Genomic DNA, 12615 nt, shown 5'->3' with positions numbered 1-12615 from the left:
GCAGTCTGACAAGCGATTACCCATGACGAACCGTACCCGAATCCTTACCGGCATCACCACCACCGGCACGCCGCACCTGGGCAACTACGCCGGGGCCATTCGCCCGGCGATCCTCGCCAGCCGCGACAGCAATGCCGATTCGTTCTACTTCCTGGCCGACTACCACGCCCTGATCAAATGCGATGACCCGCTGCGCATCCAGCGCTCGCGTCTGGAAATCGCCGCGACCTGGCTGGCCGGTGGCCTGGATGTCGACCGCGTGACGTTCTATCGTCAGTCCGACATCCCGGAAATCCCCGAGCTGACCTGGCTGCTGACCTGCGTCGCGGCCAAGGGCCTGCTCAACCGCGCGCATGCCTACAAGGCTTCGGTGGACAAGAACGTCGAGACCGGTGAAGACCCGGATGCCGGCATCACCATGGGTCTCTACAGCTACCCGGTGCTGATGGCGGCGGACATCCTCATGTTCAACGCGCACAAGGTGCCGGTCGGTCGTGACCAGATCCAGCACGTGGAAATGGCCCGTGACATCGGCCAGCGCTTCAACCATCTGTTCGGCCAGGGCAAAGAGTTCTTCACCATGCCCGAAGCGCTGATCGAGGAAAGCGTGGCGACATTGCCAGGCCTCGACGGGCGCAAGATGTCGAAGAGCTACGACAACACCATCCCGCTGTTCTCCAGCGCCAAAGAGATGAAGGACGCGATCTCCCGTATCGTTACCGACTCCCGCGCGCCAGGCGAAGCGAAAGATCCGGACAACTCGCACCTGTTCACTCTGTTCCAGGCGTTCGCCACGCCGGCACAGGCTGACGAGTTCCGCAGCGAACTGCTCGGCGGCCTGGGTTGGGGCGAGGCGAAGAATCGTCTGTTCCAGTTGCTGGATAACGAACTGGGCGAGTCCCGTGAGCGTTATCACCAACTGATCGAGCGCCCGGCTGATCTGGAAGACATCCTGCAACACGGCGCGAAAAAGGCCCGTGCCGTGGCGACGCCGTTCCTCAACGAACTGCGTGAAGCGGTCGGCCTGCGTTCGTTCGTCAATCAGGTGCAAGTGGCGGCGACCACCAAGAAGAAAGCCGCGAAAGCTGCACGCTTCGTCAGCTTCCGTGAAGCTGATGGCAGCTTCCGTTTCCGTCTGCTGGCGGCCGATGGCGAGCAACTGCTGCTGTCGCGCAACTTCGCCGACGGCAAAACCGCAGGTCAGGTGACCAAGCAACTGCAATCCGGCCAGCCTCTGGATGTGCGCAATGAAGACCTGAGCTTCAGCGTATGGCTGGAAGGCGAGTGCGTCGGCGACAGCCCGGCCTTCGCTGATGCGGCTGCGCGGGACGCGGCCATCGAGGCCCTGCGCGTTGCGCTGACCCCGGTTCAGGACTAATCCGCGGCGCGGCCCGACCAAGGGCTGATTGCCATTCCTACGGGCCGTCGCTACAGTGACGGCCCGTTTTTGTTGCCTTGCTAACGAATTATGACGCCCCTAGAACGATACCAAGCTGATCTGAAACGCCCGGACTTCTTCCATGACGCCGCGCAGGAAACTGCTGTTCGTCATTTGCAGCGCCTGTACGAAGATCTGATCGCCGCTGACCAGAACAAGCCGGGCCTGCTGAGCAAGCTGTTCGGCAAGAAGGATCAGACGCCGGTCAAGGGTCTGTATTTCTGGGGCGGCGTGGGCCGCGGCAAGACTTACCTGGTCGACACCTTCTTCGAAGCGCTGCCGTTCAAGGAAAAGACCCGCACCCACTTCCACCGCTTCATGAAGCGTGTGCACGAAGAGATGAAAACCCTCGGTGGCGAGAAAAACCCGCTGACCATCATCGCCAAGCGCTTTGCGACCGAGTCGCGAGTGATCTGCTTCGATGAATTCTTTGTCTCCGACATCACCGACGCGATGATCCTCGGTACGCTGATGGAAGAGCTGTTCAAGAACGGCGTGACTCTGGTCGCGACCTCGAACATCGTTCCGGACGGCCTGTACAAGGACGGTCTGCAACGTGCGCGCTTCCTGCCGGCCATCGCGCTGATCAAGCAGAACACCGAAATCGTCAACGTCGACAGCGGTGTCGACTACCGACTGCGCCACCTCGAACAAGCGGAGCTGTTCCACTATCCGCTGGACGAAGCCGCTCATGAAAGCCTGCGCAAGAGCTTCCGTGCGCTGACGCCAGAGTGCACCGCAGCGGTCGAAAACGATGTGCTGATCATCGAGAATCGCGAAATCCGTGCCCTGCGCACCTGCGATGACGTGGCCTGGTTCGACTTCCGCGAACTGTGCGACGGCCCTCGCAGCCAGAACGACTACATCGAACTGGGCAAGATCTTCCACGCCGTGCTGCTCAGCGGTGTCGAGCAGATGAGCGTCACCACCGACGACATCGCCCGGCGCTTCATCAACATGGTGGACGAGTTCTACGACCGTAACGTCAAGCTGATCATTTCTGCCGAAGTCGAGTTGAAAGACCTGTACACCGGCGGACGCCTGACGTTCGAGTTCCAGCGTACGCTCAGCCGTCTGCTGGAGATGCAATCGCACGAATTCCTGTCGCGGGCGCACAAGCCTTAAACAGATTTCGAATATGAAAAAGGCCTGCTGATGCAGGCCTTTTTTATGTGCTGAAGATCGTTCGGATTCACCACAAACCCCTCTGTGGGAGCGGGCTTGCTCGCGAAAACGGTGTGTCATTCAACATGAATGTCGACTGATGCGCCGTCTTCGCGAGCAAGCCTGCTCCCACAGGAGATCTTCGTATAGCCGAAGGTTAAGCTGCCTGCTGGAACTGCTGCCGGTACTGGTTCGGCGACAGCTCGGTGTGCTGACGGAACAGCCGCGCAAAGAAACTTGCATCGTCGTAGCCGACCTCATAACTGATGGTCTTGATGCTCTTGCGGCTGCCGGACAACAGGCCCTTGGCGGTCTCGATGCGCAGGCGCTGCAGATAGTGCAGCGGCTTGTCGCCGGTGGCGGTCTGGAAGCGACGCATGAAGTTGCGGATGCTCATGCCATGCTCGCGCGCCACGTCTTCGAAGCGGAACTTGTCGGCGAAGTGCTCTTCAAGCCAGTGCTGGATCTGCAGGATGATCACGTCCTGATGCAGCTTCTGGCCGCCGAAACCGATGCGCCCCGGCGAGTAGCTGCGTTGCACTTCATAAAGGATGTCGCGAGCCACGGCCTGCGCCACGTTGGCGCCGCAGAAGCGTTCGATCAGGTAGATATAGAGGTCGCACGCTGACGTTGTGCCGCCGGCGCAATACAGATTGTCGGCGTCGGTCAGGTGCTTGTCCTGATTCAGGTACACCTTGGGGAAACGCTCGGCGAAGGCATTGAAGAAGCGCCAGTAGGTGGTCGCTTCCTTGCCATTTAGCAGCCCGGCCTCGGCCAGCCAGAAGACGCCGGTGGCTTCACCGCACAGGACGGCGCCGCGGGCATGCTGTTCGCGCAGCCATGGCAGGATCTGTGGATAACGCCCGCACAGCGTTTCGAAATCGTCCCAGAAGGCCGGGAGGATGATGACATCGGCGTTTTCCAGGCCGCCGTCCACCGGCATCACCACGTCACTGAAGCTGTTCACCGGTTTGCCGTCGGGGCTGACCAGGCGGGTTTCGAACGCCGGTGTCAGGCCGTGGCCCAGCTGTTTGCCATAACGCAGGCTGGCCAGATGGAAGAAATCCTTGGCTTGCATGAGAGTGGATGCGAAAACCCGGTCGATTGCCAGGATGCTGACGCGCCGCAAGGGCGTGGAGACTTGCTTGGACATAATTCAACTTTTGTTTTGTTTTTATAAGGGAAAGTGGTCACCAGACGGCTGGATCGTCTTATTTTTTGTCGGATGTGTCCAGTGTCCTGTATCGGAAGTGGGGCTTAGTCTCTGAGGAACACATCCCTTCAACAAGAAAGAAAGGTGCCGCATGATCCCCAGAACCTTGTTCAGCTCCGAGCACGAATTGTTCCGTGACAGCGTACGAACCTTCCTCGAAAAAGAGGCCGTGCCGTTCCATGCGCAATGGGAGAAACAAGGCCATATCGACCGCAAGCTGTGGAACAAGGCAGGGGAGGCGGGGATGCTCTGCTCGCATCTGCCGGAAGAGTACGGCGGCCTGGGTGCGGACTTTCTGTACAGCGCAGTGGTGATCGAAGAAGTCGGTCGTCTTGGTCTGACCGGCATCGGTTTTTCGCTGCACTCGGACATTGTGGCGCCGTACATCCTGCATTACGGAAGCGAGGCACTGAAGCACAAGTACCTGCCGAAACTGGTCTCGGGCGAGATGGTCAGTGCCATCGCCATGACCGAGCCGGGCGCCGGCTCCGATCTGCAAGGCGTCAAGACCACCGCAGTGCTGGACGGCGACGAGTACGTGATCAACGGTTCCAAGACGTTCATCACCAACGGTTTCCTGGCTGACCTGGTCATCGTCGTCGCCAAGACCGATCCGAAGGCCGGCGCCAAGGGCACCAGCTTGTTTGTGGTAGAGGCAAATACGCCGGGCTTCGAGAAGGGCAAGCGCCTGGAAAAGGTCGGAATGAAGGCCCAGGACACGTCGGAATTGTTCTTCCAGGACGTACGTGTGCCGAAGGAAAACCTCTTGGGGCAGGCCGGGGCAGGGTTTGCCTACCTGATGCAGGAACTGCCGCAGGAGCGCCTGACCGTGGCGATCGGTGGTCTGGCTTCAGCCGAGGCTGCGCTGAAGTGGACGCTCGATTACACCCGTGATCGCAAGGCATTCGGCAAGGCGATCGCCGACTTCCAGAACACGCGCTTCAAGTTGGCGGAGATGGCTACCGAAATTCAGATCGGCCGGGTCTTCGTCGATAAATGCCTGGAGCTGCACCTGCAAGGCAAGCTCGATGTGCCGACGGCGGCGATGGCCAAATACTGGGGCACCGACCTGCAATGCAAGGTGCTCGACGAGTGCGTGCAGTTGCATGGCGGCTACGGCTTCATGTGGGAATACCCGGTCGCCCGGGCGTGGGCGGATGCGCGGGTGCAGCGGATTTACGCCGGCACCAATGAAATCATGAAGGAGATCATTGCGCGGTCGCTCTGATCTTCGTTGTCTTGGCGGGCCTCTTCGCGAGCAGGCTCGCTCCCACAATGGATCACTGTACCTGTGGGAGCGAGCCTGCTCGCGAAGCTTTTAGCGGTCGATCAAGGCGCCGGATTCGGATGATCCTGGTGAATCGCCTCAATCCCGGCCAGCACTTCGTCGGAAAGCTTCAGATCGAAACTGGCAATGTTGCTATCCAGTTGCTCAAGCGTCGTCGCGCCAATGATGTTGCTGGTGACGAACGGTTGTTGAGTGACGAACGCCAGGGCCATTTGCGCCGGGTCCAGCCCATGCTCGCGGGCCAGGGCCACATAACGGCTGCAAGCGGCTTCCGATTGTGCGTTGAAATAGCGGCTGAAGCGGCTGTAGAGGCTCAGGCGGCCTTTCGGTGGGCGGGCGCCACCTTCGTACTTGCCTGACAGGAAACCGAACGCCAGCGGCGAATAGGCGAGCAGGCCACACTGTTCGCGGATGGCGATTTCCGCCAGGCCGATCTCGAAGCTGCGATTGAGCAGGTTGTACGGGTTCTGGATCGACACCGCACGCGGCCAGCCCCGGGCTTCGGCCAGGGCGAGGAAACGCATGGTGCCCCATGGCGTCTCGTTGGACAGGCCGATGTGGCGGATCTTGCCGGCCTTGACCTGCTCGTCGAGAGCTTCAAGGGTGTCTTCGAGCGGCGTCAGGTTGGCTTCGATCTTGTGTTTGTAACCCAGTTGGCCGAAGAAGTTGGTGCTGCGCTCCGGCCAGTGCAATTGATAGAGGTCGATGTAATCGGTCTGCAGGCGCTTGAGGCTGGCGTCCACCGCTGCGGTGATGTGCTGGCGATTGTGGCGCAGGTTTTTGTCACGGATGTAGTCGATGGTGTTGCCGGGGCCGGCGATCTTGCTGGCGAGGATCCAGTCGGCGCGGTCGCCACGGCTCTTGAAGTAATTGCCGATGTAGCGCTCGGTGGTGGCGTAGGTTTCGGCTTTCGGCGGCACCGGGTACATCTCGGCGGTGTCGATGAAATTGATCCCGGCCTCTTTGGCCCGCTCGATCTGCGCGAAGGCTTCAGCTTCAGTGTTTTGCTCGCCCCAGGTCATGGTGCCGAGGCAGATTGCACTCACGTTCAGGTCGGTACGGCCTAGCTGGCGATAGTCCATCGGGTGCTCCTTGGGCAAAACAATCATAAAAGCAGGTTGAAAATTTTTTCGCAATCTGCATAATTGCCGACCTCTTTCTGCAGTGGAAGTGATGCGCCGCCGCCGAAGAATCTTGCCGTTGAACGGACGCGCCGACCCGAGCCCCCGAAAGCGTCTGTATCCGGCTGCCTTTGACTTGTCAAAGTACGCACTATTCAGTAAGATCCGCCGTCTAATTTACAGGGCGGCCCCTGAGGCTATAAAGAATGAAAACTTTTACTGCTAAACCAGAAACAGTAAAGCGCGACTGGTTTGTCGTCGACGCTGCTGGTCAGACCCTGGGTCGTCTGGCCACCGAAATCGCGAGCCGTCTGCGTGGCAAGCACAAGCCTGAGTACACTCCTCACGTTGACACCGGCGACTACATCGTCGTAATCAACGCCGAGCAGATCCGTGTAACCGGTGCTAAAACCACTGACAAAATGTACTACTCCCACTCCGGTTTCCCGGGCGGCATCAAGTCGATCAACTTTGAAAAGCTGATCGCTAAAGCCCCTGAGCGCGTGATCGAGACCGCGGTTAAAGGCATGCTGCCTAAAAACCCGCTGGGTCGTGACATGTACCGTAAGCTGAAAGTCTATGCGGGCGCTGCACACCCTCATACTGCTCAGCAGCCCCAAGAACTGAAGATTTAACGGAATAGTTCATTATGTCGGCGACTCAAAATTACGGCACTGGCCGTCGCAAGACCGCAACCGCACGCGTTTTCCTGCGTCCGGGTACTGGTAACATCTCCATCAACAACCGTTCGCTGGATAACTTCTTCGGCCGCGAAACTGCCCGCATGGTAGTTCGTCAGCCGCTGGAGCTGACCGAGACTGTCGAGAAATTCGACATCTACGTCACCGTGATCGGCGGTGGTGTAAGTGGTCAAGCTGGCGCAATCCGCCACGGCATCACTCGCGCTCTGATGGACTACGACGAAACCCTGCGTAGCGCTCTGCGCAAAGCTGGCTTCGTTACCCGCGACGCCCGTGAAGTTGAACGTAAGAAAGTTGGTCTGCGTAAAGCGCGTAAGCGTCCGCAGTACTCGAAGCGTTAATTCGTTTCCACGTTCAAAAAAGAACGCCCGATTCCTCACGGAACCGGGCGTTTTTTTATGCCTGCGATTTATTAAAGAATTGCGCTGTGACAACTTGCCACATTCGTAGACCCCCTATACTACAAGGCTTGAGGGTGGGAGCCCCGGGTAATTCCCTTGTCAGAATTGGGGCTTTTCATTACCATCTCGGCAAAATTTTTATAAGTAACATTGATTTATTTAGTAGATGCCTGATTTAACAGGCCACAAAGCTGATGGGAGAGGACTGAATGAGCAATGACGGCGTGAATGCAGGCCGGCGTCGCTTCTTGGTAGCAGCCACATCCGTGGTGGGTGCTGCAGGAGCGGTGGGGGCTGCGGTCCCGTTCGTGGGGTCATGGTTTCCCAGTGCCAAGGCGAAAGCCGCCGGTGCACCGGTGAAAGTGAATGTCAGCAAGATCGAGCCAGGACAGCAGATGATTGCCGAGTGGCGCGGCCAGCCGGTGTTCATTGTCCGCCGTACTGCGGAAATCCTGGGGAATCTCAAGAAGATCGAGGGCCAGCTCTCCGATCCGACTTCCAAAAACTCCACGCAACCTACCTATGTCGACCCTGAAGTGCGTTCGATCAAGCCGGAAATTCTGCTGCTGATCGGGATCTGCACTCACCTGGGTTGCTCACCAACCTTCCGTCCCGAAGTGGCGCCTGCCGATCTGGGTAAAGACTGGGTCGGTGGCTATTTCTGCCCTTGCCACGGTTCCCACTACGATCTGGCTGGCCGCGTCTACAAGTCGCAACCTGCGCCTTTGAACCTGCCAGTTCCCCCGCATTCCTATGAGACCGATGACCTGATTGTCATTGGCGTCGATACGGAGAAAGCGTGATGAGCAAGTTCATGGATTGGGTTGATGCACGCTTCCCCGCCACCAAAATGTGGGAAGACCATCTCAGCAAGTATTACGCTCCAAAAAACTTCAACTTCTTCTATTTCTTCGGTTCGTTGGCGCTGCTGGTGCTGGTCAACCAGATTGTCACCGGTGTCTGGCTGACGATGAGCTACACCCCGTCGGCAGAAGAGGCATTTGCTTCCGTTGAATACATCATGCGCGATGTCGAGTACGGCTCGATCCTGCGTCTGTTGCACTCCACCGGCGCTTCGGCGTTCTTCATCGTGGTTTATCTGCACATGTTCCGTGGTCTGCTCTACGGTTCGTACCAGAAGCCTCGTGAGCTGGTGTGGGTCTTCGGCATGCTGATCTACCTCGCGCTGATGGCTGAAGCGTTCATGGGTTACCTGCTGCCGTGGGGCCAGATGTCCTACTGGGGTGCCCAGGTGATCATCTCGCTGTTCGGTGCGATTCCGGTCATCGGCAACGACCTGACCCAGTGGATTCGTGGTGACTACCTGATCTCCGGGATCACCCTCAACCGCTTCTTTGCCCTGCACGTGGTAGCCCTGCCGATCGTGATTCTCGGTCTGGTGGTGCTGCACATTCTGGCGCTGCACGAAGTCGGTTCGAACAACCCTGACGGCGTCGACATCAAGAAGCATAAAGACGAAAACGGTATTCCGCTGGACGGCATTGCCTTCCACCCGTACTACACCGTGAAAGACATCGTCGGCGTGGTGGTCTTCCTGTTCATCTTCTGCTTCATCGTGTTCTTCTTCCCGGAAATGGGCGGCTACTTCCTCGAAAAACCGAACTTCGAGCAAGCCAACCCGTTCAAGACGCCTGAGCACATTGCGCCGGTCTGGTACTTCACGCCGTTCTACGCGATCTTGCGTGCGATCCCGGACAAACTCATGGGCGTTATCGCCATGGGAGCCTCGATTGCTCTGCTGTTCGTGCTGCCATGGCTTGATCGCAGTCCGGTCAAATCGATGCGCTACAAGGGCTGGATGAGCAAAATCTGGCTGGTGGTGTTCTGCATCGCGTTCGTGATCCTCGGCATTCTGGGCGTACTGGCCCCGACTCCGGAGCGTACGTTGGTGTCGCAGATCTGCACCTTCCTGTACTTCGCCTACTTCATTCTGATGCCGTTCTACACCAGGCTCGAGAAGACCAAACCGGTTCCGGAAAGGGTGACTGGCTGATGAAAAAGTTATTTTTTGCTCTGATTTTTGCTGCTTTGCCTGTGCTGTCTTTCGCCGCCGAACATGGTGGTCCGGAGCTGGAAAAAGTCGATATCGACGTGTCCGACAAGGCTGCCCTGCAAGATGGTGCGCGTACCTTTGCCAACTATTGCATGGGTTGCCACAGTGCCAAGTTCCAGCGTTACGAGCGGGTTGCCGATGACCTCGGCATCCCCCACGAAATGATGCTCGATAAACTGGTGTTCACCGGTGCCAAGATTGGCGACCACATGAACATCGGCATGCAGCCGGCGGACGCCAAGACCTGGTTCGGTGCTGCGCCGCCGGACCTGACCCTGGTGGCGCGTGTGCGCGGCACTGACTGGCTCTACGGTTACCTGCGCTCGTTCTACGAAGATCCTGCACGTCCATGGGGCGTGAACAACAAGGTCTTCCCGAACGTCGGCATGCCTAACGTGCTGGTCGGCCTGCAAGGTCGCCAGGTGGTTGGCTGCAAACAGGTACAGATCGTCGAAGACGGCAAGAAGCAATATGATCCGCTGACCGGTACGCCGCTGACCCATGAAGCGTGCGATCAGTTGACCATCGTGCCGAAAACCGGTGCTCTGAACGAAGAGCAGTTCGATGAGAAGGTCAAGAATCTGGTAACCTTCCTGGCTTACTCGGCTAACCCGGTTAAGCTGCAACATCAGCGCATCGGTACTTACGTCTTGCTGTACCTGGCGTTCTTCTTTGTGTTCGCCTACCTGCTCAAGCGTGAATACTGGAAAGACGTGCACTGATACGCTTCAAGCATTGCTGTTAATCGCGCGCGCCCAAGGGCGCCTCCGATAACGCAACGTCTGGTCAGCCAGGTGTTGCGGGAGGCGCCCTCTGGGCGCGCGCGTTTTTCCGGTTCCGATAATTTCAACAAGCGAGGAGGATCGCCATGGGCGTGACCAATCGGTTGGCCTGTTACTCCGACCCCGCCGACCACTATTCCCACCGAGTGCGCATCGTGCTTGCAGAGAAGGGTGTCAGCGCCGAAATCATTTACGTGGAAGCTGGTCGCCAGCCGCCTAAACTGATTGAGGTGAACCCTTACGGCAGTCTCCCGACGCTGGTCGATCGCGACCTGGCGTTGTGGGAGTCGACCGTGGTGATGGAATATCTGGATGAGCGTTACCCGCATCCGCCACTGATGCCGGTTTACCCGGTGGCGCGTGCCAACAGCCGTCTGCTGATTCACCGTATTCAGCGCGACTGGTGTGGTCTTGTGGATCTGATTCTGGATCCGAAAAGCAAGGAGGCCGCGCGTGTCGTGGCGCGCAAGGAATTGCGTGAAAGCCTGACGGGCGTGTCGCCGCTGTTTGCCGACAAGCCGTTTTTCCTCAGTGAGGAACAAAGTCTGGTGGATTGCTGCCTATTGCCAATACTCTGGCGTTTGCCGATTCTGGGTATTGAACTGCCGCGGCCGGCCAAGCCGCTGCTTGATTATATGGAGCGCTCGTTTGCGCGTGAGGCTTTCCAGGCGAGTCTGTCTGGTGTCGAACGCGATATGCGCTAAGGCTTAAGGAGCCGCTATGAACTCCAGTCGACCTTATCTGGTCCGCGCGCTCTACGAGTGGATTGTGGATAACGATTGCACCCCGCACATGCTGGTCAATTCTGAATACCCGGCGGTGCAAGTGCCGCAGGGTTTCGCCAGTGACGGGCAGATTGTCCTGAACATCTCGCCCAGCGCCGTGCGGCATCTGCACATGGACAACGACGTGGTGACCTTTGAAGGTCGCTTCGGTGGTGTCCCGCACAGCCTGTACGTGCCGATCAGTGCGATCCTGGGTATCTACGCCCGGGAGAACGGTCAGGGCATGGTGTTCGATCTCGAGTCGCCGATGGATGACGAAGACGATATCGAGCCGGATGACGATTTGCCGCCGCCGGACAGCGAGCCGCCGCGCCCGAGTGGCCGGCCAAGCCTGAAAGTGGTGAAGTAATAAAAAAGGCGATCCGGATGGATCGCCTTTTTTGTGTCTGCGTGTTGGGCGTCAGTCGATGTATTCGAACAGCTTGACGATCTTCTGTACGCCAGAAACGCCTTGCACCAGGTTGGTCGCTTGCGTGGCTTCCTGTTTGGTCAGCAGCCCCAGCAGATAGACGATGCCGTTCTCGGTCACGACTTTGATGCGCGAGCCAGGGATGTTTGGATCGGTGAGCATCTGGGTCTTGATCTTGGAGGTCAGCCAAGTATCGTTCTGGCGAGCCAGAAAGCCGGACGGTGGTATGACCTGCAACTCGTTGTGAACGGTTTTCACACGCTGGACGGCGGCAGCGGCTTGTTCAGCCTTGGCCTTCAAGTCTGCGCTGGGTGTTTGTCCGGCCAGCAATACGACGCCGTTGAAGCTGGTGACGACGATGTGCGAGTCCTTGTCCAGTGCGGGGTCGGCTTTGTTCACGTTGACGCCGACCTTGGTCTCGATCAGCGAGTCATCGATCTTGCTGCCGAAGGTGCGGGTGCCGCGATCATCGTCAATCGGCGCTTCACGGCTGGCGCTCACCACCGAGGTGCAGCCGCTGATGGCCAGGCACAGGGTCACGGCCAGCAGGCCAAGGCGATTAGGGGTCATTCTTCACTCCCGAACAATTGGCTGTCGATCAAATCGCATAGGCAATGGATCGCCAGCAGATGGACTTCTTGAATTCGTGCGGTGACATGAGCCGGTACACGGATTTCGACGTCTTCAGGCAACAGCAGTGATGCCATGCCGCCGCCGTCGCGGCCAGTCAATGCTACGACAACCATTTCGCGATCATGTGCGGCCTGAATCGCTTGAATAATGTTTGCCGAGTTACCGCTGGTCGAAATAGCCAGCAATACATCGCCGGGCTGACCGAGTGCGCGGATCTGCTTGGAGAACACTTCGTTGTAGCTGTAGTCGTTGGCGATCGAGGTGATCGTCGAGCTGTCGGTGGTCAGGGCGATCGCCGGCAGGCTCGGGCGTTCACGCTCGAAGCGGTTGAGCAGTTCGGAGGAGAAATGCTGGGCGTCGCCGGCCGAGCCGCCGTTGCCGCACGAAAGCATTTTGCCTTCGTTGAGCAGGGCGTTGACCATGATCTGGCTGGCTTGCTCGATGTGCGGTGCAAGTACGTCCATCGCCTGTTGCTTGGTGTCGATACTGGCCTGGAAAAGCTGGCGAATTCGGGATTGCATGTCCATCTGTGTGACCTTAAGTGGCGCGGCTGTTCGGCACGTGAATGTGCAGCCCGCAAAGCAAAGAGCAAAAATTGTCGGTGAA

At 58.3% G+C, this 12615-nt stretch carries 14 protein-coding genes; 10 read left to right on the top strand and 4 right to left on the bottom strand.

Translation table 11 applies throughout. The features are described 5' to 3' along the window. The first annotated feature begins 22 nt into the window (after positions 1 to 22). A complete protein-coding gene (locus AC0J41_RS21435; protein ID WP_473013549.1) occupies positions 23 to 1378 on the top strand; it encodes a tryptophan--tRNA ligase in 1356 nt (451 codons plus the stop codon). A 90-nt stretch (positions 1379 to 1468) separates the two neighbouring features. Continuing rightward, positions 1469 to 2563, top strand: a complete 1095-nt coding sequence (gene zapE, locus AC0J41_RS21430) for a cell division protein ZapE (protein ID WP_025109303.1) — start codon at positions 1469 to 1471, stop codon at positions 2561 to 2563. A 196-nt stretch (positions 2564 to 2759) separates the two neighbouring features. On the opposite strand, the gene AC0J41_RS21425 is transcribed toward zapE, so the two are convergent. Beyond that, the gene (locus AC0J41_RS21425; RefSeq protein ID WP_473016030.1) at positions 2760 to 3656 is read right to left on the bottom strand and encodes a GlxA family transcriptional regulator; all 897 of its coding nucleotides are present in this window, start codon (positions 3654 to 3656) and stop codon (positions 2760 to 2762) included. A 250-nt stretch (positions 3657 to 3906) separates the two neighbouring features. Between AC0J41_RS21425 and AC0J41_RS21420 the strand changes: the two genes are divergently transcribed. Next, the gene (locus tag AC0J41_RS21420) at positions 3907 to 5043 is read left to right on the top strand and encodes an acyl-CoA dehydrogenase family protein (protein ID WP_003228064.1); all 1137 of its coding nucleotides are present in this window, start codon (positions 3907 to 3909) and stop codon (positions 5041 to 5043) included. A gap of 101 nt (positions 5044 to 5144) precedes the next feature. Here AC0J41_RS21420 and AC0J41_RS21415 read toward each other — a convergent pair whose 3' ends face one another. Next, a complete protein-coding gene (locus tag AC0J41_RS21415; RefSeq protein WP_025109301.1) occupies positions 5145 to 6185 on the bottom strand; it encodes an NADP(H)-dependent aldo-keto reductase in 1041 nt (346 codons plus the stop codon). 245 nt (positions 6186 to 6430) lie between these two features. Here AC0J41_RS21415 and rplM point away from each other — a divergent pair, with 245 nt between their 5' ends. The 7 genes from rplM (at position 6431) to AC0J41_RS21380 (ending at position 11316) form a co-directional block, all read left to right on the top strand. Beyond that, entirely contained in the window at positions 6431 to 6859 is a 429-nt protein-coding gene (rplM, locus tag AC0J41_RS21410; RefSeq protein WP_003228062.1) for a 50S ribosomal protein L13, read from the top strand. A gap of 14 nt (positions 6860 to 6873) precedes the next feature. Next, positions 6874 to 7266, top strand: a complete 393-nt coding sequence (gene rpsI / locus AC0J41_RS21405) for a 30S ribosomal protein S9 (RefSeq protein ID WP_003228056.1) — start codon at positions 6874 to 6876, stop codon at positions 7264 to 7266. Positions 7267 to 7535: 269 nt separating this feature from the next. Then, on the top strand, positions 7536 to 8129 hold the full coding sequence (gene petA / locus AC0J41_RS21400; RefSeq protein ID WP_003228055.1) for a ubiquinol-cytochrome c reductase iron-sulfur subunit: 594 nt from the start codon (positions 7536 to 7538) through the stop codon (positions 8127 to 8129). Then, positions 8129 to 9340 carry a cytochrome b gene (locus tag AC0J41_RS21395; protein WP_025109300.1) on the top strand — a complete coding sequence of 404 codons (1212 nt, stop codon included), beginning with the start codon at positions 8129 to 8131 and terminating at the stop codon, positions 9338 to 9340. The genes petA and AC0J41_RS21395 overlap by 1 nt, the downstream gene beginning before the upstream one ends. Further along, complete coding sequence (locus tag AC0J41_RS21390) at positions 9340 to 10122, top strand: cytochrome c1 (protein WP_401069895.1); 783 nt, start codon at positions 9340 to 9342, stop codon at positions 10120 to 10122. Before AC0J41_RS21395 ends, AC0J41_RS21390 begins: the two co-directional genes overlap by 1 nt. A 146-nt stretch (positions 10123 to 10268) precedes the next feature. After that, positions 10269 to 10886: a glutathione S-transferase N-terminal domain-containing protein gene (locus tag AC0J41_RS21385; RefSeq protein ID WP_007917025.1), complete on the top strand. Its 618-nt coding sequence runs from the start codon at positions 10269 to 10271 to the stop codon at positions 10884 to 10886. Positions 10887 to 10902: 16 nt separating this feature from the next. After that, the gene (locus AC0J41_RS21380; protein ID WP_003228047.1) at positions 10903 to 11316 is read left to right on the top strand and encodes a ClpXP protease specificity-enhancing factor; all 414 of its coding nucleotides are present in this window, start codon (positions 10903 to 10905) and stop codon (positions 11314 to 11316) included. Between the two features lie 51 nt (positions 11317 to 11367). Here AC0J41_RS21380 and AC0J41_RS21375 read toward each other — a convergent pair whose 3' ends face one another. Together AC0J41_RS21375 and AC0J41_RS21370 are read right to left on the bottom strand one after the other, a co-directional pair. Continuing rightward, positions 11368 to 11946, bottom strand: a complete 579-nt coding sequence (locus AC0J41_RS21375; protein WP_025109298.1) for a BON domain-containing protein — start codon at positions 11944 to 11946, stop codon at positions 11368 to 11370. Beyond that, entirely contained in the window at positions 11943 to 12536 is a 594-nt protein-coding gene (locus AC0J41_RS21370) for a phosphoheptose isomerase (protein ID WP_025109297.1), read from the bottom strand. Before AC0J41_RS21370 ends, AC0J41_RS21375 begins: the two co-directional genes overlap by 4 nt. Positions 12537 to 12615: the final 79 nt, after the last annotated feature.

Source organism: Pseudomonas sp. Arb-4-2C (assembly GCF_055755015.1).
Note: the sequence above shows the minus strand (reverse complement) of the source record. Positions and strands in the feature narration are given on the sequence as shown.